This is a genomic window from Spirillospora sp. NPDC049652, from assembly GCF_040675125.1.
GTDB lineage: Bacteria > Actinomycetota > Actinomycetes > Streptosporangiales > Streptosporangiaceae > Spirillospora.
Map to the genome: position 1 here is coordinate 1 of NZ_JBFAOF010000054.1, position 17,994 is coordinate 17,994.

At 70.9% G+C, this 17,994-nt stretch carries 25 protein-coding genes; 14 read left to right on the plus strand and 11 right to left on the minus strand.

What is annotated here, in order from left to right; translation table 11 throughout:
* Positions 1-215: 215 nt before the first annotated feature.
* On the minus strand, positions 216-797 hold the full coding sequence (locus AB0J52_RS06445) for a hypothetical protein (RefSeq protein WP_500180532.1): 582 nt from the start codon (positions 795-797) through the stop codon (positions 216-218).
* A gap of 215 nt (positions 798-1,012) precedes the next feature.
* Between AB0J52_RS06445 and AB0J52_RS06450 the strand changes: the two genes are divergently transcribed.
* Positions 1,013-1,447 (plus strand): hypothetical protein, encoded by a 435-nt coding sequence (locus AB0J52_RS06450; protein ID WP_500180533.1) that lies wholly within the window; start codon positions 1,013-1,015, stop codon positions 1,445-1,447.
* A 76-nt stretch (positions 1,448-1,523) separates the two neighbouring features.
* Here the strand turns inward: AB0J52_RS06450 and AB0J52_RS06455 are convergent, their stop codons facing one another.
* The 5 genes from AB0J52_RS06455 to AB0J52_RS06475 form a co-directional block, all read right to left on the minus strand.
* On the minus strand, positions 1,524-3,092 hold the full coding sequence (locus AB0J52_RS06455) for an acyl-CoA synthetase (RefSeq protein ID WP_500180534.1): 1,569 nt from the start codon (positions 3,090-3,092) through the stop codon (positions 1,524-1,526).
* Positions 3,093-3,184: 92 nt separating this feature from the next.
* Positions 3,185-4,342, minus strand: coding sequence for a thiolase family protein (locus AB0J52_RS06460; protein ID WP_500180535.1), 1,158 nt, complete (start codon positions 4,340-4,342; stop codon positions 3,185-3,187).
* Positions 4,335-5,381 carry a thiolase family protein gene (locus tag AB0J52_RS06465; RefSeq protein ID WP_500180536.1) on the minus strand — a complete coding sequence of 349 codons (1,047 nt, stop codon included), beginning with the start codon at positions 5,379-5,381 and terminating at the stop codon, positions 4,335-4,337. Before AB0J52_RS06465 ends, AB0J52_RS06460 begins: the two co-directional genes overlap by 8 nt.
* Complete coding sequence (locus AB0J52_RS06470; protein ID WP_500180537.1) at positions 5,381-6,349, minus strand: Zn-ribbon domain-containing OB-fold protein; 969 nt, start codon at positions 6,347-6,349, stop codon at positions 5,381-5,383. The genes AB0J52_RS06465 and AB0J52_RS06470 overlap by 1 nt, the downstream gene beginning before the upstream one ends.
* Complete coding sequence (locus AB0J52_RS06475; RefSeq protein WP_500180538.1) at positions 6,339-7,904, minus strand: acyl-CoA synthetase; 1,566 nt, start codon at positions 7,902-7,904, stop codon at positions 6,339-6,341. The genes AB0J52_RS06470 and AB0J52_RS06475 overlap by 11 nt, the downstream gene beginning before the upstream one ends.
* Before the next feature lie 159 nt (positions 7,905-8,063).
* Here AB0J52_RS06475 and AB0J52_RS06480 point away from each other — a divergent pair, with 159 nt between their 5' ends.
* From AB0J52_RS06480 to AB0J52_RS06505, 6 genes are all read left to right on the plus strand, one after another.
* Complete coding sequence (locus AB0J52_RS06480; protein WP_500180539.1) at positions 8,064-8,876, plus strand: crotonase/enoyl-CoA hydratase family protein; 813 nt, start codon at positions 8,064-8,066, stop codon at positions 8,874-8,876.
* 107 nt (positions 8,877-8,983) lie between these two features.
* The gene (locus tag AB0J52_RS06485) at positions 8,984-9,565 is read left to right on the plus strand and encodes a cysteine hydrolase family protein (protein WP_500180540.1); all 582 of its coding nucleotides are present in this window, start codon (positions 8,984-8,986) and stop codon (positions 9,563-9,565) included.
* A gap of 5 nt (positions 9,566-9,570) precedes the next feature.
* Positions 9,571-10,470 (plus strand): GlxA family transcriptional regulator, encoded by a 900-nt coding sequence (locus AB0J52_RS06490; RefSeq protein WP_500180541.1) that lies wholly within the window; start codon positions 9,571-9,573, stop codon positions 10,468-10,470.
* A gap of 114 nt (positions 10,471-10,584) precedes the next feature.
* On the plus strand, positions 10,585-10,857 hold the full coding sequence (locus tag AB0J52_RS06495) for a DUF6247 family protein (protein WP_500180542.1): 273 nt from the start codon (positions 10,585-10,587) through the stop codon (positions 10,855-10,857).
* A gap of 76 nt (positions 10,858-10,933) precedes the next feature.
* Positions 10,934-11,203 (plus strand): hypothetical protein, encoded by a 270-nt coding sequence (locus AB0J52_RS06500; protein ID WP_500180543.1) that lies wholly within the window; start codon positions 10,934-10,936, stop codon positions 11,201-11,203.
* A complete protein-coding gene (locus tag AB0J52_RS06505) occupies positions 11,200-11,439 on the plus strand; it encodes a type II toxin-antitoxin system RelE family toxin (protein ID WP_500180544.1) in 240 nt (79 codons plus the stop codon). The genes AB0J52_RS06500 and AB0J52_RS06505 overlap by 4 nt, the downstream gene beginning before the upstream one ends.
* A gap of 49 nt (positions 11,440-11,488) precedes the next feature.
* Here AB0J52_RS06505 and AB0J52_RS06510 read toward each other — a convergent pair whose 3' ends face one another.
* The 4 genes from AB0J52_RS06510 to AB0J52_RS06525 all read right to left on the minus strand — a co-directional run bounded on the left by AB0J52_RS06510 (position 11,489) and on the right by AB0J52_RS06525 (position 13,485).
* On the minus strand, positions 11,489-12,151 hold the full coding sequence (locus AB0J52_RS06510) for a maltokinase N-terminal cap-like domain-containing protein (RefSeq protein WP_500180545.1): 663 nt from the start codon (positions 12,149-12,151) through the stop codon (positions 11,489-11,491).
* A gap of 119 nt (positions 12,152-12,270) precedes the next feature.
* Complete coding sequence (locus tag AB0J52_RS06515) at positions 12,271-12,453, minus strand: DUF397 domain-containing protein (RefSeq protein WP_500180546.1); 183 nt, start codon at positions 12,451-12,453, stop codon at positions 12,271-12,273.
* Positions 12,446-12,640: a DUF397 domain-containing protein gene (locus tag AB0J52_RS06520; protein WP_500180547.1), complete on the minus strand. Its 195-nt coding sequence runs from the start codon at positions 12,638-12,640 to the stop codon at positions 12,446-12,448. Before AB0J52_RS06520 ends, AB0J52_RS06515 begins: the two co-directional genes overlap by 8 nt.
* Positions 12,637-13,485: a helix-turn-helix domain-containing protein gene (locus AB0J52_RS06525; RefSeq protein WP_500180548.1), complete on the minus strand. Its 849-nt coding sequence runs from the start codon at positions 13,483-13,485 to the stop codon at positions 12,637-12,639. The genes AB0J52_RS06520 and AB0J52_RS06525 overlap by 4 nt, the downstream gene beginning before the upstream one ends.
* A gap of 8 nt (positions 13,486-13,493) precedes the next feature.
* Between AB0J52_RS06525 and AB0J52_RS06530 the strand changes: the two genes are divergently transcribed.
* Positions 13,494-13,679 (plus strand): hypothetical protein, encoded by a 186-nt coding sequence (locus AB0J52_RS06530; RefSeq protein WP_500180549.1) that lies wholly within the window; start codon positions 13,494-13,496, stop codon positions 13,677-13,679.
* Positions 13,680-13,692: 13 nt separating this feature from the next.
* Positions 13,693-14,169, plus strand: coding sequence for a hypothetical protein (locus AB0J52_RS06535; RefSeq protein ID WP_500180550.1), 477 nt, complete (start codon positions 13,693-13,695; stop codon positions 14,167-14,169).
* Here the strand turns inward: AB0J52_RS06535 and AB0J52_RS06540 are convergent, their stop codons facing one another.
* Positions 14,170-14,730, minus strand: coding sequence for a Uma2 family endonuclease (locus AB0J52_RS06540; RefSeq protein WP_500180551.1), 561 nt, complete (start codon positions 14,728-14,730; stop codon positions 14,170-14,172). It lies immediately after the preceding gene.
* Positions 14,731-15,000: 270 nt separating this feature from the next.
* Between AB0J52_RS06540 and AB0J52_RS06545 the strand changes: the two genes are divergently transcribed.
* From AB0J52_RS06545 to AB0J52_RS06565, 5 genes are all read left to right on the plus strand, one after another.
* On the plus strand, positions 15,001-15,846 hold the full coding sequence (locus AB0J52_RS06545) for an alpha/beta fold hydrolase (RefSeq protein ID WP_500180552.1): 846 nt from the start codon (positions 15,001-15,003) through the stop codon (positions 15,844-15,846).
* Between the two features lie 52 nt (positions 15,847-15,898).
* Positions 15,899-16,432 carry a cupin domain-containing protein gene (locus tag AB0J52_RS06550; RefSeq protein ID WP_500180553.1) on the plus strand — a complete coding sequence of 178 codons (534 nt, stop codon included), beginning with the start codon at positions 15,899-15,901 and terminating at the stop codon, positions 16,430-16,432.
* A 48-nt stretch (positions 16,433-16,480) separates the two neighbouring features.
* A complete protein-coding gene (locus AB0J52_RS06555; protein ID WP_500180554.1) occupies positions 16,481-17,110 on the plus strand; it encodes a TetR/AcrR family transcriptional regulator in 630 nt (209 codons plus the stop codon).
* Between the two features lie 211 nt (positions 17,111-17,321).
* Positions 17,322-17,555 carry a hypothetical protein gene (locus AB0J52_RS06560; protein WP_500180555.1) on the plus strand — a complete coding sequence of 78 codons (234 nt, stop codon included), beginning with the start codon at positions 17,322-17,324 and terminating at the stop codon, positions 17,553-17,555.
* Between the two features lie 159 nt (positions 17,556-17,714).
* Positions 17,715-17,994, plus strand: a 280-nt coding sequence (locus tag AB0J52_RS06565; protein WP_500180556.1) for a hypothetical protein, incomplete at its 3' end; no start/stop codon positions are given.

Below are 17,994 nucleotides of genomic sequence, written 5' to 3' on the forward strand. Positions count from 1 at the left end.
GGGTCGGTGACACGCGCGAGGTGGCGGGGGCGCGGAAGGCGACACGCGCGGATTTTCTCGGCCGCGGTGCGCACGGTCGGCGACACTCGCGGGGTCTCGCACGCGTGTGCGGGGTCGATGACACGCGCGGGGTGGGTCGGTCACGCCTGGGCGGGGTCGATGCCAAGCGCGGGGTCGGTCACGCGTGCCCGGGACGGGTCACGCGCGAGGCGGGATCAGTTGCAGGTCTTGCCCCAGGCCTTCACCAGGGCCTTGGGCACCGAGCCGCAGAGGTTGCCGCCGGTGTCGCTGACGTAGGACCAGCTCTGCTGGCTGTCGTCCTTCTTCCAGACGTGCGGGCCGTCCTGCTGCGAGATCGGGATGCTCTTGAAGCCGATGTCGCCGGCGGCGTAGAACTCGACGCCGCCGTTGGCTCCGGTGATCTTGCCGAACAGGACGTGCGACGGCGTCATGACGTCCTCGCGCTTACCCTTCGGATAGGTCTTCTTGGCCGCGGTGAAGTAGGTGTCCTGCAGCGCGCCGGACAGGTCGCTCGGCACCGCGAGCTTGACCGCCGACTTCACGCTCCCCTGCGGCTTCGGGGAGGAGCCCGTTCCGGGCTGCGATCCACCGCCGCCGCCGGAGCCCGTCCCTCCGGTGCTGTCGGGGCTGCTCGAGGCCTCCTGGCTGGGAGAGGAACCCGCGCCGCTCTTGGCGGTGTCGTCGGACTTCTTGGAGTCGCCGCAGGCGGCGAGGGCCGGAGAGGCGAGGCAGAGCGCCAGGACGGCGGTCGCGCCTCGCAGCATCATCTTGTTCATGCGTCATGAGATACCGGAGGCGCCCGGAAGGTTGGCGACGAAGTTGATCTTTTTTCCCGGCCGGATCCCGACGAAACATGAAAAGCATCACCAAGGACGATCTATACTCGGCAATGGTCTGGACCACTGACCAGAGAACCGTGCCGTACCAGGGCGAACCCGAGCCCGCAGGCGGCGCGCGCGAGACGAACACGATTCCGCGCGGGGGCGAGAGCTTGAGCACCAACATCATCTCCACCGAGACCGTCGGCCTGTCGTCCGGTGAGGAGGCGGCGGTACGCCTGCGGCTGTCCGGCCTGGCCCCGGGCGAGCGCGGCACCCGCACCGTCACCGTCCGCTACTGCGACGACCGTGACGCGGTCGTCGCGATGCGCGTCCGCCGCGAGGACTCCCGGTGCCCGCAGGCCCGGAACATCCGCGTCGGCATCTACGAGTCGTCCCGGCGGCGGCTCCCCTACCCGGTCTTCAGCGGCTCGCTCGCCGACTGCACCAGCCCCGAGCGCCCCGAGCGCGGCTTCGGCAACTGGACGGCCCAGGGCGACGGCGCCCCGCACGAGGTGACCTACCAGATCTGCTGGCACCTCCCCGAGGACGCCCCGGCCGACGACGCCGACCTGACCCTCACCTTCGCCGCCCGCGGCCTCGGCTGACCCGCCCTCCCCTCCGGCGCTTTCGGCCCCTGCTAACTGGCGCTCTCGGCCCTGCTAACCGGCGCTTTCGGCCCTGCTAACCGGCGCTCTCGGCGACTTGCCGCGCCCACCGGTAGTCGGCCTTGCCCGCCGGGGAGCGCCGCATCTCCGCCACGAACGCGTACGTGCGCGGCACCTTGTAGCCCGACAGGTGCGCCCGGCAGTGCGCGTCGAGATCACCCGGCGCCGGGGCCGTCCCCGGCGCCGGCTGGACGACGGCGGCGACCCGTGATCCCCAGCGCTCGTCGGCGATCCCGGTGACGACGGCGTCGTAGACGTCCGGATGCCCCTTGAGGACGGCCTCGACCTCCTCCGGGAAGACCTTCTCGCCGCCGGTGTTGATCGCCTGCGAGCCGCGGCCGAACACCGAGATCGTGCCGTCCGCCTCGACCGTCGCGATGTCGCCGGTGAGCAGCCAGCGGCGGCCGTCCGCCTCGGGGAAGGTGCGGGCGGTCTTCTCCGGGTCGTTGTAGTAGCCGCGCGCGATGTGCCCGGTGCGGGCGAGCTGCCCGATCACCCCCGACCCCGGCTGGACGGGCTTGAGCGCGTCGTCCAGGACGGCGATGTCCGGCACGTCCGGGGTGAAGCGCAGGCCCTTCTCGGGCGAGGTCCCGGCGACGGCCTCGGCGGTCGAGCCGGACTCGGTGGAGCCGAACCGGTCCAGGATCATGGTGTTCGGCAGCAGCGCGGCGATCCGGTCGCGGACGGTCCCGGTCAGGATCGCGCCGGTCGAGACGAACGCCAGCAGGGACGAGGTGTCGTACCCCCCGCGCGCCAGCTCGTCCGCCATCGGGATCGCCATGGCGTCGCCGGTGATCGTCAGGGAGTTGACCCGCTCGCGCTCGATCGTCCGCCACACCTCGGCGGCGTCGAAGCGGCGCGTGTAGACGAGCGTCGAGCCCATGCACCAGGAGATGAACGTGGCCTGCTGGGCGGCTCCGTGCATGAGCGGCGCGATCGGCATCATCACCATCGGCCCGGACGAGCGGGCCAGCTCGACGACGTCCTCGGGCTTCTCCGGGGGCGGGAAGGTCGGGTTCCAGAAGGCGCGGAGCATGCTCTCCATGCCCCACATCACGCCCTTGGGCATGCCCGTCGTGCCGCCCGTGTAGATGATGTAGGTGTCGTCGGCGGACCGCGCGGGGAAGTCGCGGGCGTCGGACTGCGCGGCCACCGCGTCCTCGTACCGGACGGCACCCGGCACGGACGACTCGCCGACCGAGACCAGGTGCCGCAGCGCCGACGCGTCCGGCAGGACGGCGGCGACCCGGTCGTCGAACTCGGCGTCGTAGATCAGCGCGACGCTGTCGGAGTCGCGGTAGAGGTAGCGCAGCTCGTCCTCGACGTACCGGTAGTTCACGTTGATCGGGACGGCCCGGATCTTGAGCGCGGCGAGGATCGCGGCGGCGTACTCGATGCCGTTGTAGAGCTGGATCGCCACGTGCCGGTGGGGTTCCACCCCGGCGGCGCGCAGGTGGTGCGCGAGCCGGTTGGCGTGCGCGTCCAGCTCGGCGTACGTCAGGCGGCGGTCGCCGCAGACCACCGCGGTGCGGGTCCCGACCGCGTCGGCGACCCCCTCGAACAGATCGGCGTGGTTGAACTCCATCGTGGCCTCCGGGGGGACGGGCCGGGTCGGGCGGCCCGCGGGCACGGCCGGGGACCGGTGCGGGTCCCCGGCCGTCCGTCCGGGCCGGTTCTCTAGGGTTTGTCGCTGCCGACGATCCACATCGCGAAGAACTGCGCGCCGCCGCCGTAGGCGTGGCCGAGGGCGCGGCGCGCGCCGTCCACCTGGTGGTCTCCGGCCATGCCGCGCACCTGGAGGGCGGCCTCGGCGAAGCGGATCATCCCGGACGCGCCGATCGGGTTGGACGACAGCACGCCGCCCGACGCGTTCCAGGGGATGTCGCCGTCCAGCGCGGTCGCGCCGGCCTCGGTGAGCTTCCAGCCCTCGCCCTCGCCGCAGAAGCCGAGGTTCTCCAGCCACATCGGCTCGTACCAGGAGAACGGGACGTACACCTCGGCGACGTCGATCTCGCGGCGCGGGTCGCTGATCCCCGCCTGGCGGTACACGTCGGCGGCGCAGTCCTTGCCGCCCTGCGGGTTCACGGTGTCGCGCCCGGCGAAGAAGATCGGCTCGGACCGCATCGCGGTGCCGTGCACCCAGGCGGGCGGGTTCGGGGCCTTCGCGGCGGCCCGCTCGGACGCGAGGACCATCGCGCACGCGCCGTCCGAGGACGGGCAGGTCTCCAGGTAGCGGATCGGCTCCCACAGCATCGGCGTCGACTCGACCATCTCGCGCGAGATGCCCGGGATGCGCAGGTGCGCGTACGGGTTCTTGAGCGCGTTCTGCCGGTCCTTGACGGCGACGAGCGTGCCGATGTGGTCGGGGGCTCCGCTGCGCCGCATGTACGCGCGGATGTGCGGGGCGAAGTAGCCGCCCGCGCCCACGACCAGCGACGTCGTGTACGGCCCGGACACGGTCAGCGCCCAGGTCGCGTTCGACTCCGACTGCTTCTCCCACGCGACCGTGAGGACGCGGTCGTGCACGCCCGACTGGACGAGGCTCGCCGCGACGATCGCGGTCGAGCCGCCCACCGACCCGGCGGTGTGCACCCGCATGATCGGCTTCCCGGCCGCGCCGAGCGCGTCGGCGAGGTAGCCCTCCGGCGTCATCACGCCCTCGAACAGGTCGGGGGCCTTGCCGATGACGACGGCGTCGATGTCGGTCCAGGTCAGGCCCGCGTCGTCGAGGGCGCGCCGGGCGGCCTCGCGAAGCAGCCCCGCCATCGACACGTCGGGGCGTTTGGTCTTGTAGGCCGTCTGGCCCACGCCGATGACGGCGCACCGATCAGCCATCGCTCTGTTCTCCCGACATGACGCAGACGAGGTTCTGCTGCAGGCAGGGCCCGGACGTGGCGTGCGCGAGGACGCGTCCCGCCGTGCCGTCGGCGATCCGCGCCGCCGCCTCGCCGATCCGGATCAGGCCGGTCGCCATCACCGGGTTCGCGGAGAGCGGCCCGCCGGACGGGTTGACCGCGACGCCGTCGCCGAGCCCGAGGGCGTCCCGCAGGATCAGCTCCTCGTGACTGAACTGGGTGTGCAGCTCGGCGACCTCCACGCCGTCCGTGCCGCCCGCCTTCTCGGCGGCCAGCCGGGTGGACGGCGAGGACGCCAGGTCGCGGAACCCGGGCTGGTGCGGCTCGCTCCGGTGGTCGATGCCGGTGATCCACGCGGGGCGTTCGGCCAGCTCGCGGGCCCTGTCCCCGGCGGCGAGGACGATCACCGCCGCGCCGTCGGTGACGGGCGCGACGTCGTGCGGCCGCAGCGGCGCGACCTCGTACCCGGCGTCGTCCCCGGGGTCGTCCAGGTGGAGGGCGGACGGGTTGGCGCGTCCGGACGAGCGGGCCCGCGCGGCGACCTCCCGGAACCGGCTCCCGTCCGTCCCGGTGCGGTCGAGGTGCGCGCGGGCCTGGAGGGCGGCGAGGGACACCTGGTCGACGCCGAGCGGCGCGAGGTAGTACGGGTCGAGGCCCTGCGTGAAGATCTCCGGGTAGTCGCCCTGCGAGGTCTTCCCGAACCCGTACACCAGGGCCGTGTCGATCTCGCCGTGCTGGAGCTTCACCCACGCCTCGTACAGCGCCCACGCGGCGTCCATCTCGACGTGGCTCTCGGAGATCGGCGGCCACGCGCCGACCGCGTCCAGCGCGGACACGAACGAGAACGGCGCGCCCGCCAGGTAGTCGTTGGAGCCCGAGCAGGTGAACCCGAACCGGGTGATGCCCGTGCGCCGCTTGGTCTCGGTGATGAGGGGGGCGAGCAGCTCGGTCTCGGAGAGCCCGGCGTCCTCGCCCGCGTGCCGGGTCTGCGCGAACGCGACGACCGCTACGGGACGCATCAGAGGTAGTCCTTGATCTCGTCGAAGGGGACGTCGGGTTCGCCGGTCGGCTCGAACCACTTGATGTTCGCCATCGACCGGGTCCATTCGGCGCGCGGCCGCCACGCGGCGCGCACCCGCACGCCCATCCGCACCTGGTCCGCCGGGATGCCCGCGACCAGCGACAGCATCGTGAGTCCGGCGCCGTCCAGCAGGATGTACGCGGACACGAACGGGACCTCGGGCGCGCGCGGGTCGGGCAGGTTGTTCACGGCGAAGGTGGTGACGGTGCCGGTGTCCGGGAGCTCGACCTCCTGGGTCGTCGGGACGCCGTCCTTCGGGCACAGCCCCTTCATCGGGACGATCACCTGCCCGCACACGTCGCAGCGGTGCCCGAGGAGCCTGCCCTGCTCGACGCCCTCCAGGAACCGGTCGAGCGCCCGGCCGCCGCGCAGCCGGTACTCCAGCCGGCTCGGCGAGGTGATCATCGTGACCTCGGGCTGGAAGCACTCGATGTCGCCGATCCCGCCCGCGCGCTCGGCGCGCCAGCGCGGCCGCACCCGCATCCCCGTCCTGAGCTGGCGCGGAGGCTCCGCCCCGAGGTCGAAGACGCCCATGTCGAGCGCGTGCAGCATCGCCGTGTCCGCGCCGTCCGGACGGATCAGGGCCCACGCGAACGGGCGGTCGAGCGGATGGGTCTTGCGCGGGTCCGGCACCCACGCCCAGCTCGTCACCGTCCCGACCGGGCCGACGTCCACGAACTCGCCGGTGACGTCGTCGCCGGTCTCCGGGTCGTACTCGACGGGCGGGAACAGGACGCGGCCGGTCTTGGTCCGGACGCCCTTCAGGTTCCCGTCGCGCAGTTCGGACAGGAACCGGCCGATGACGGGCCCGACCGAGCGCGTGTAGCCGCCGGGGAACTCCAGGACGTGGTTCGGGCCGTCTGCGGCCTGGTCGGCCGCCTGCTCAGAGGTCTGGTCAGATGGCACGCTCGCGGTCCTTCCAGTACGGGTCGCGGAGCTTGCGCTTGAGCAGCTTGCCGTTCGGCTCGCGCGGCATCGTCTCGATGAAGTCGATCGTCCGCGGCCACTTCATCTTCGCGAGGCGGCCTTCGAGCGAGGCGAGGATCTCCGCGGCGAGCTCCGGGCCGGGCGCGACGCCCTCGGCGGGCTCCACGACGGCCTTGATCTGCTCGCCCCACTCCTCGTCGGGGATGCCGAACACGGCCACGTCCGCGACCTTAGGATGCAGGACGATCTCGTTCTCGATCTCGGCCGGGTAGATGTTCGCGCCGCCCGAGATGATCAGGTCGGACTTGCGGTCGGACAGGAACAGGAACCCGTCGTCGGTCAGGTAGCCGACGTCGCCGACCGTGAAGAACCCGTTCAGCCGCGACTCCTCGGTCTTGGCCTTGTCGCCCTTGTACTCGAAGTCGCCGCTGACCATCTTCATGTAGATCGTGCCGGGCGCGTTCGGCGGGACGGGCTCGCCGTCGTCGTCCACCAGCAGCAGCTCGCTGATCGGCCACGCCTTGCCGACCGTGCCGGGATGCGCGCGCCACTCCTGCGGCGACGCGATCGTCCCGCCGCCCTCGGTCGCCGCGTAGTACTCCCAGATGCAGTCGCCCCACCAGTCGAGCATCTGGTGCTTCAGCGGCACCGGACAGGGCGCGGCGGCGTGGATCGCCCACCGCATGGACGACACGTCGTACCGCTTGCGCACGTCCTCGGGCAGCGACAGCAGCCGTTTGAAGTGCGTCGGCACCATGTGCGTGTTCGTGATCCGGTACCTGTCGATGAGGCGGAGCGTGTCCTCGGCGTCCCAGCGGTCGACGTAGACGAGCGTGTGGCCCATGTGCAGGGCCGTCCCGCCGAACTGGGTCACGGCCGTGTGGTAGTTCGGCGAGGTGACCAGGTGCGCCTGCGGCTCCTGCCCGGCGGGGCGTCCCGGCTGGATGCCGAACAGGCCGAGCAGGAAGGTCATCAGCTCGGCCGAGTCGTCCGGGTCGATGCCGTGCAGGGTGCGCTTGACGCCTTTGGGACGTCCGGTCGTCCCGGACGTGTAGTGCATGGTCGCGCCGGCGGTGCGGCCGTCCGGGAGGGTGTCCGGCTGCCCGTCCTCCAGTTCGGATTCGGGGCGGAAGCCCGGGACGCCGCCGAACGCGAACCGGCGTTCCGGCGCGAGCCCCGCCTCGTCGGCGGCCTCCGCGCCCGCCTCGGCGAACCGCTCGTGGACGAAGAACGCCTTCGCGTCGCTGTCGGCCACGATGTAGCCGATCTCCGGGCCGGTCAGGTGCCAGTTGACCGGCGTGTAGTACCAGCCCGCCTGGAGCGCCGCCAGGTACAGGACGAGTCCCTCGACGCCGTTCGGGACGAGTCCGCAGATGCCGTCGCCCGGCTCCAGACCGAGCCCGCGCAGGCCGTGGACGACGCGGTTCGCGCGGGCGAGCAGGTCGCCCGCGCGGTGCTCGGTCCCGTCCGGATCGACGGCCGCGACCCACTCCGGGTCGGCCTGCGCCAGCCGCCAGAAGCCCAACGATCCCATCGGCTCTCCCTCGGTGATCGCGTGCGTCGCCGGAGCCCTGGAGACCTCCGACGGCAAAAGTAGAGCACGTTCTCGTTTTGTCGGGCAAGCCCTGTCGGGAGCGGACGATCGTTACTAGAATCCGTTCTTGTTTTTGTGGGGACGTCCCGGAGGTGGCCCATGGCCGAGACCCTGCCGATCAGCACCGAGCACTGCACCGTCGAGCGGGACGGCCACGTCGTCGTCGTCACGATGAACCGCCCCGAGGCCCGCAACGCGCTGTCGTCGGCGATGCTCGTCGGCCTCGCGGACGCGTGGGGCTACATGTCCGAGACGCCCGAGGTGCGGGTCGGCATCCTGACCGGCGCGGCGGGCCAGTTCTGCGCGGGCGCGGACCTCAAGGCGATGGGGAGCCCGCCGTCCGACCCGCGCGTCCAGGAACGGATGGCGCAGATCCCGAACTTCCACTGGAAGGGCCTGCTCCGCGAGGGGCAGCCCACCAAGCCGCTGATCTGCGCGGTCGAGGGCTACGCCGTCGCCGGCGGCACCGAACTGCTCGTCGGAACCGACCTGCGCGTCGTCGCCGAGGACGCGACGCTGGGCCTCTACGAGGCGAAGCGCGGGCTGTTCCCGATGGGCGGCTGCGCGATCCGGCTGCCCCGCCAGATCGGGTACGCGAACGCGATGGACATCCTGCTGACGGCCCGCTCGGTGAGCCCGCGGGAGGCCCTCGCGATGGGGCTGGTCAACAAGGTCGTCCCGTCCGGCACGGCCCTGGAGGCGGCCCGCGAACTCGCCGACCAGGTCGCCGCCTGCGGCCCCCTCGCCGTCCAGGCGATCCTGCGCACCTACCGGGAGACCGCGCACCTGCCCGAGGACGAGGCCCTCAAGATCTCCGACGAGATCGGCTGGCCCGTCATCGGCTCGAAGGACGCCAAGGAGGGCTCCCTCGCCTTCAAGGAGAAGCGCCCCCCGGTCTACCGGGGCGAGTGACGGCGCGGCCGCCGGGGCGAGTGACGGCGCGCGCGTGTCCGGATCGGTCCGCTTGACGACCGGGCCGGGACTTCTGCCGTCCACCCCAGCCCGGGCACGCTCGGGGCATGAACACGGCACTGATCGTCATCGACGTCCAGGAGTCCTTCCGGCAGCTCCCCGACTGGGGCCACATCTCCCAGCCGGATATCGTTTCGCAGGTCAACCGCCTGGTGGAGGCGGCACGGGAACGGGAGCAGCTCGTGGTGTGGGTGCTCAGCGCGCGGCACGGCTCGGGGACGGTGTTCGACCCCGCGCTCGGCCACGTCCGGCTGATGGACGGCGTGCGCCCGCGCGACGACGAGCCGGTGCTGACCAAGTCCGCGCACAACGCCTTCACCACCACCAACCTCCAGCAGCGGCTCACCGCCCTCGGCGTCCGGAAGCTGACCATCAGCGGCATCCGCACCGAGCAGTGCTGCGAGACCACCGCGCGCCTCGCGTCCGACCTGGGCTACGAGGTGGACTTCGCCATCGACGCGACCGCGACGAGCCCGATCCCCCACCCGGACACCCCGGACGACGTCCCCTACGCCGAACTCCTGGACGACCCGCGCACACTCGGCATCGACGACATCCTCACCCGCACCCACTACGCCCTGTCCGGGCGGTTCGCCACGATCAGGACCGTCGACGAGCTGACCGCCTGACCCGCATGACCCGCGTCGTCTTCGTCCTCGTCCCCCAGGTGCACCTGCTCGACCTGGCCGGTCCCGCACAGGTCTTCTCCACCGCCGACGACCTCGGACACCCGTACACGCCGCACTACGTGTCCGAGGAGGAGCGGGTGGCGTCCGTGCAGGGGCTGCCCGTCGTCGCGCAGGTCGCCTGGCCGGAGCTGGACGCCGGCGACCTGGTCGTCGTCCCGGGCTGGCGCGGCCCCACCCGCAGACCCGGCGCGGACGTCCTGCGGAGGCTTCGAGAGCACCACGCCTCCGGCGGGACGGTCGCCGGGATCTGCGCGGGCGCCGAACTGCTGGGCCAGGCCGGGCTCCTCGACGGACGGCGCTGCACCACCCTCAACACCGTCCAGGACGAGCTGGCCCGCCTCTACCCCAAGGCCCGCGTGCAGCGCGACGTCCTCTACGTGGACGACGACCGCGTCATCACCTCGGCGGGCGTGGCCAGCGGACTCGACGTCGCCCTGCACCTGGTCGGGAAGCGGCACGGACCGCACGCGGCGGGCCGGGTGGCGCGCGGCATGGTCGTCCATGCCGCGCGGAGCGGGACGTCCAGCCAGGTCAGCATGATGCTGCGGCGCAGGTCCCACGTGGACGAGACCGTCCACCGCCTCCAGGACCTGGTCGAGGCGCGCTTCACCGAGCCGCTTCCCCTCCGGCTGCTCGCGGCCGAGGCGGGTTGCAGCGAACGGACCGTGACCCGCCTCTTCCGCCGGGCGACCGGCCTGACCCCGCTCGGCTACCAGACGTCCCTGCGCCTGGAACACGCCGCCCACCTGCTGGAACAGGGCGCGACCATGGAGACCGCCGCCCGCGCCGTCGGCTTCCAGGACCCCCGCCCCCTCCGCCGCCTCCGCGCCCGCTCCTCGAACTGACCCCAGCCCGCCGAGCCCCCACGCTGTGCGGCCGGCCCTACCGCGAGTGATCAACGGTGCCCGGCCGCCTAGATCACAGGCGATCAAGATGGCGGCGCGGCTAACGTTCGGAACATGACGGCGCACCCGCCGAGCAGCCCCGATCCTTCCGAGATTCTCAGGATGCTGCCCGAACGCTGGCACGAGGCATTCCTGACGGACTACCGGGAGGCGCTGGAAGCCGCTCATGAAGTCTGGCGGTGGCGACAGCTCCGGGACCTGCTGCACTTGTGGCGGCTCCGCGCGGCCGCCTACTCGACCCCGGGCTTCGACGCCTCGGTCGAGGAGGCATGGACGGCCGACCCCGAGGACCTCCACCCGCTGCCCGAGCGTCCAGCCTTTCAGTGAGCGACGACCTGCGGATGCCCCCAGGTCGACGCCAGAACGCGCGTGATCTTGCAGGTCGTGCGGGTACCCTGCCGTCATGAGCGCTCAGCCGATCGGCCCCGGACCCGAGGAAGCCGCCGCCGAGCCGTACGAGGTGATCCACCTCGGCGGCCAGGCTGCGGCCATCGTGCCCCTGGACGACCTTCGCCACCTCAAGGCCCTCAAGGAACACGCCTCCGCAGAAGCCCTGGATCAGGCTGCGGCGGCTGCCGCTTCGGCGGAGCTGGACGAGTGGATCACCGCGGGACGGCCAGGAGAGAAGACGCACGAGGAATTCATGGCAGAGATCCTCGGCAGTCGCGAGTGAAGATCAAATGGTCAGAGCCCGGCCAGCGCACGATGTGGCGCTACGTCCATGACCAGGAGGGCATGCATGCGATCGCGGCAGCCGTGACCTCCCTCGCGGAAGATCCCACGCCCCCGAATGCCTTTCGGTGGGGCAGCGACGGCGACTACCGGCTTCGCGTCGGTCCGTACCGCGTCATGTACCGCATTGAAGCAGACGCGCTCCTGATCGCCCGCGTCGACCGCGTCTCCGAGTAACTCACCAGACAGCAGACGGCCCGTCTTGGGCGACTCCGGGCGGGCCGTTTCAGTCTGCGTGGAGGACGTGGGTGAAGGCGAAGAACCCGCGAGGGCGGACTCCTCCGGAGGTGCTCCATGAGCCCGCGAGGTGGCCGGTCGCGCCTCCGGGGCGGCGGGTCGCGTCGTGCGGGGCCGGGTGCAGGACGCGCAGCAGGCGGACGACGGTCCCCTGCACCGAACGCAGCTCCGTGCCGTCCTCGTCGTCCACGGCCAGGGTGGTGAAGTCCCCGGGGACGAGGGGGTCGCCGTCGTAGGAGCGGGTGATCTCCCGGTCGGGGGTGTCGCTGACGTTCTGGTCCTGGGCCTGGACGCGGCCTTCGATCAAAGCCAGGAGTTGGGCGACCATCACCGGGTCGTGGCACCCGTCGTAGACCCAGCGCCGTCCCAGCACCCCGTGCTCCATCGTGCCGACGAGCGCGTGCTCGGCCCCGTCCAGCGGCGCGCCGCGATAGGTGAGCGGGACGAGGTAGGTGAACGGCCGCGTCCCCGAGGAGTCGGTGACCACCTTGAACTCGATGCCGACCTCGCCGTCCGGGTCGTCCAGCCGGAAGCCGCCGACGTCGGCCAGCACCGGCACGTCCGCACCGCGATACCAGGTCCGGGACGGGAGCCACGCGGCGAGCAGCTCCCGCTTGGTCGGCTTGACTTCGGTCTGATGGATGACGGCCATATCGAGCGTTCTCCTCCACGGAAGGTGACGACTCCCGAATCCTCCCATCCACCCAGCTCAGCCCACGACGACGAACGGCCCGTCCCGGATAGCTCCGGAACGGGCCGCACGCAGGTCCACTACCGCAGCCGACCGAGCAGCTCCCCGAACGCGGTCCGGCTAACCCGCAGATGCGACTGGTCGGGAGCCTTCGAGTCACGAATGCCGACCACCGGCTCCAGCGCCGCCACCTCGACACACTCGGTGCTGCCGGTGGCACCGGAGTGGCTGGACTTACGCCACCGGACGAGACGTTCACTCATGACGCCTCCTCACCGCAGAGAGCAGCGCGTTGAACGCTTCCCTGCTTACGCGAAGGTGCGGCTCGTCAGGTGCCTTCGAGTCACGAATGCCGACTGCGGGCGCGAGTGCTGCGACCTCCACGCAGTCGGAGTTGACCGTTCCCCCGGAATAGCTCGACTTACGCCACAGCGGGGCGCGGTAGATCACAGGGCCTCCCTGATCGATCGGATCCGGACCACGGACTCTGTTGCAGACAGAGCCTCAGCTCTGGCTCGATCGAACGCCATGGCAAGGCGATGCACAAGGGCCGGGGGCTCAAGTGTGTGGCCCCGGTCCACGGCTGCTTCGACATACCCGAGAGCGCTCTCCTCGTCGAAGCCGAAAAGAGCGAACATGCTCCTGTCGTAGACCGGAGCCCCGTCAGGGATCACATGAATGTTGATGTTGGGACGTTTGGCGAGCTCCAGCAGATGGTCGAGCTGCTCCTTCTGCACCTCGCACCCTCCGACCGGATCGCGCAACGCCGCTTCCTTGATGAGTACGACGATGAATGGAGGCTCTTCCCGGTCGAGGAGTTCCTGACGGCCCATCCTCAATGCCACCGCCTGTTCGAGTTGGGCGGCAGGGGTCTCCGTCTGGAGGATGGCGCGGGCATACGCCTGCGTCTGGAACAGGCCGGGGATCAGCATCGGCGCGAACACCCTGATCGAATCCGCTCTCGACTCGTGCGAGGTGTAGCTGAGGAAGTCGGGCATCAGCTCCGCGTCGCGGAGGATCAGCCAGTACAGGTCCGCGAAGATGTCGACCCCGAAGAGCCGGTCCAGCTTCTCCGCGACGTCGTCGTTCGGGATGCGGTACAGGTTCTCGATCGCGCTGATCGTCTTCTGCGAGACGTTGCAGGACGTCCCGACCTCGGCCTGGGTCAGCCCCTCGCGTTCGCGGTAAGTGCGGAGCTTGTGCGCGAAGAGCGCGTGATTGCTCGACCGGGGGTCGAAGTTGCGGGGGTCGTTGTCGTCCTGTTCCTTGCGGCGTGGAGGCATCGTCGGCTCCATGGGTTCGAGTGTTCGTGGACGCCTTTCTTTTCGCCGAGCGTAACCAGGCGTATCCGATCCGTGTCAGTCGTTCGGTGGAAGTGCTGCCACCAATTCCTCGGCTCGCCCAAATCCAGGTCGTCGGGGCGTCCGAAAACCGGATCACCGTTTCTGGGGGCTACCGCGCGGTACGTCAAAACGCGTCGTACTACTGAGGAGTGAAAGGCGATGGCCCTCCACCTGGGACGCAGAGAGAACGAGACGGCGACCCCCGAAGCGCCGACCGACCGCCGCTGGCCCTGGTCTCCCCGCCCCGACGGCAGCCGCCCCTGGACGCGCCGTCCGTCCGACGGCACCGCCGACCCGGCCGGCACCGGCGAGCCGCCCACCCGGACCGTCGTGGTGAAGCAGCGTCCAAGCCGCTGGCGCCGCATGCGGCACAACCCGATCAGCCTCGCCATCCTGGCCGCCGGCATCGCGGCCACCGTGATCCTCGTGCTCGGCATCCTGCTGACCATGGCCGACGCCAACCCGTCCAACGCGCTCGTGCACGCCACGCTGCGCACGGGCAACTGGCTGGCCACGCCGCTGCACGACGCCTTCCCCCGCTCGGACCCGAAGCACGAGCTCTACCTGAACTGGGGCATCACGGCGGGCGTCTACTACGTCCTGGCGCGCGTCCTGTCCTGGCTCACCCGCTTCTGATCAGGCGAAGTCGGACGTCTCCAGTTCGAAGCCAAAGACCTCGGGCAGAGGCAGCGACTTCCCGAACGGCACCCGCGTGGCCGCCCGGTAGTCCTGCCTCTGCTCGTCCGGCTCACTGAAGAGCGTCACCGACTGCCGCTGGCGATCCACGAGAAGGTAGTGGGGCAATGCGGCTTTGGCATAGCAATGCCGCTTGACCTTGCGGTCGTGATCCGCTCGACCGGACGTGACCTCCACGACCAACGCAACACCGTCCGGAGAGATCCAGTTGTCCTCTGAGTCGAACAGGTCGAGGTCCAAGGGCGCGAAGACGCCATCGGGAATGGCGTAGTTCTTCGTGCAGCGACCGCCGCTCTGTAGCGCCAGGCCCTTGTTACCCGAGAAGTCCATCGGGGTGGCGGACTCCCTAGCCACCTGACGACTGAGCCGAGAAAGACACTTCTCGTGACGTGAAGCGGGGGCTGGCGACACGACGACTTCTCCTTCGATGAGCTCCGCGCGGAACCCTTCGGGAGGATCGAGCTCAAGGAACCATGCGAGAAGCGCACGCTCCTCACTCACGGCCCCCTTCGCCGTTCCAGCCGTCATGGCATGCCCCCTTCGCGGTTGCGTCTCCAGCATAGGAGCCGAAGCCGCAGTGGGACCGTGAGCCACACGACCAGCGATGACGGACATGCGTGACACCTCTCCGTAATGGGTCCAGCACACCGGGCTTCGACCATAGGGATTGGTTACCCAACGTGTCGGTCGTTTCACGGCTACGTGCGGGCAGTAGCACTCACACAAGGGGCTAGTTGCTGACGTGTCAGTGGATAGGGCCATGGTGGCGGGATGACCGAACTTGTTGCTTTGTCCGCTGACGGCCATCGTGTTCGCGCTCTCGACGCGGGGAGCGGTCCCGCCCTCCTGTTCGTCCATGGTGGGGGCGGGAGCCCTTCGGACTGGGACGGGGTCGTCCAGTTCCTCGCCGATGACTTCCGCGCCGTCCGCATCCACCGGCGGATCTACGAGCCCGGCGCCGACATCGTCCTGCCGCACTCCATGGCCGTGGAGGCCGCCGACATCGTCGCCGTCGCACGACTCCTCAGCCCGCCGGTGCTCCTCGTGGGCCATTCCTCCGGGGCCGTCGCCTCACTGGAGGCCGTCCTGCTCGATCCCTCGGCGTTCGCCGGGGTGGCCCTGTACGAACCACCGGTGGCCACGAAACGGCTGGTCGCGGGCCCGGCGGGAGTGCGGGCGCGGGAACTGCTCGATGCAGGAGAGCCCGCCGAGGCGATGCGGCTCCACCTGCGCGACATCGTCCAGATGCCCGCCGACGCGGTGGACCGCCTGTTCGCCGACGCGCGGGGACGGGAGCGTTTCGCCATGCGGGCTGCCGCGTCGATCGCCGACACCGAGGCGATCGACGCGCTCGGTGTCGGGATCGAGCGGTTCGCGGCGCTCGATCTGCCGGTCACGCTGATCCAGGGTGACGAGAGCCCCGCCCACCTCGGCGAACGCCTGGCCGACCTCGCGGCCGCGCTCCCGGACGCGCGGATCGTCACGCTCGCCGGGCAGGGCCACTTCGCCAACCGGACCGCGCCGCACCTCCTCGCGGACGCCGTCCGCGACGCGGCCCGGTCGCTCGGAACTCGGACCGCATCTCCCGAGGCACCTCAAAGTACACCGACTGGTTGAGTTATTACACTGGCCGGTGTACTTTCGGAGCACGCTCTCAAAGGAGGTCGCTATGTCCTATCCGCAGGACCGGTACCACGGCGAGAACGGCGAGGTCAGCGCGTCGTTCCGGGCCGCCGCAGAGAAGCCCGAGCTGGCCTCGCCGTCCGGGATGGAGACCTACTACCTCGCGACCGGGAAGCCCACCGGCCGCGAGAACGACATCTCCACCGACGGGGAGTTCGGCCTCTACCACGTGCGGAACCTGTCTCCCGGCGGCGGCACGGGGACGCACTTCCACCGGACGATGTCCGAGTCGTTCTTCGTCACGGCCGGTGCCCTCGCCGTGTTCGACGGCAACCGCTGGCGCGAGGCGTCCAAGGGGGACTTCCTATACGTCCCGGCGGGCGGACTGCACTCGTTCAGGAACGAGTCGGACGACCCGGTCTCGTTCCTGATGCTGTTCGCGCCCGGCGCGCCCCGCGAGGGGTACTTCGAGGGCGTCGGGCACCTCGCCGGACTGTCGCAGGAGGAGCGCGAGGACTTCTTCCTGGCGCATGACAGCTACTTCATCGACCTCGGAGACGGGCCGAAGGTCGGCCGCTGACGCCGAATACACTGCACCGGCCAGTGCAGTCGGCGGAGGAGGCCAGGCGTGACGTCCACCGGACGGCCCGAGAAGCGGCGCGCGATCATGGACGGGGCGCGCCGGGTGTTCGGGCGGGACGGGTACACGCGGGCCGGGATGGACGCCATCGCCGCCGAGGCGAAGGTCTCCAAGCGCACGATCTACAACCACTTCGCCGACAAGGAGCAGCTCTTCCAGGCCGTGGCGGTCGAGGGCGGGCAGCAGGTCACCGACGCGATCAAGCGGCTGATGGACGTCCACCTCCTCAAGATCCTCGACCTGGAGGAGGACCTGCTCGCCTTCAGCCGCGACCGGGCGGCGGCCATCGGCCGGTTCCCCGACCACTTCGCGCTGGTCCGGGCACTGGAGGCCGAGGTGACGCGCATCCCCCGGCCGGTGCTCGACCGCTGGATCGCGGCGGGCCCGCAGACCGCGCACGAGCGCCTCGCGCCCTACCTGGCGCGGATCGCCGAGCGCGGCCTCCTCGACCTGCCCGACCCGGAGTCGGCGGCCCTGCACTTCGACCAGCTCACCGTCGCCACGGTGATCCGGCGGACCTTCTACGGCGCGGTCCCGCTCCCTCCCGAGGAGACCGACCGGATCCTGCGCGAGGGGGTCGCCGCCTTCGTCCGCGCCTACCGGCCGGCATCGTCCTGAATCGTGCTAATTTCGTGCTGTTTGCTGGCACGAAATAACGGGTGACACCATGGCCGATGACTGCGAGCACTGCGGACGACCGCTGACACAACTCCCCGGACGCGGACGTAAGCGGAGGTACTGCGACGCGACATGCCGAAGCGCCGCACGGCGGGCGCGCGCCGGACGTCAGGAGAACCTCACGACGCGGGCAGGGGACGTCAAGGAACGCTTGACATCGGTACCCGGCGGTGACAGCTTGGGCCGCGTTCCCGAAGCGCACGGAGCGCCGGGTGGCGCGCTGGCCTCCGTGGCCGCCGCCGCCGAGGCCGTCCGACGTGCGGACGGCCACCTGCGCACGGCGGTCGAGACGGCGCGCTCCTCCGGCCGCACCTGGCAGGAGATCGGCGACGTCCTCGGCATCACCCGGCAGGCGGCGTTCCAGCGGTTCGGGCGTCCTGACTGATCCGAGAACGGGGACTCCGATGCCGACCACCGTGCCGCCCCATGTGCCGTCCCAGGCGGCCACCCCCGCCGCAGGCCCGCCGACCGGGGCCGCGCCCCTCCCGCCCGACCCGGGCGCCGCGACCGCCCGCCCGTCCGCCTCCTCCCCGGCGGCCGGACGGTGAGGGCCGGCAGGCGGACCGCCGTCCTCGCGGCCGTCCTGTGCGGGGCCGCGGCCTGCGGCGGGGGCGGAGGCACGAAGAACGCCCAGGCCCCCGGCGACGCGCAGGCGGCGGGCAAGCAGCTCGAATGGCTCGCGGCGGCGTCCCGGCACCTGCCGATCAGCGACGCCGACGCCAAGGCCCACATCAGCTCGGCCGCGCTCACCTCCTTCGGCGGGGCCGCCGGGCTGTCGAAGTCGCTGGCGCGCATCGGGCCGCTCACCGCGCAGACGCCCGCCA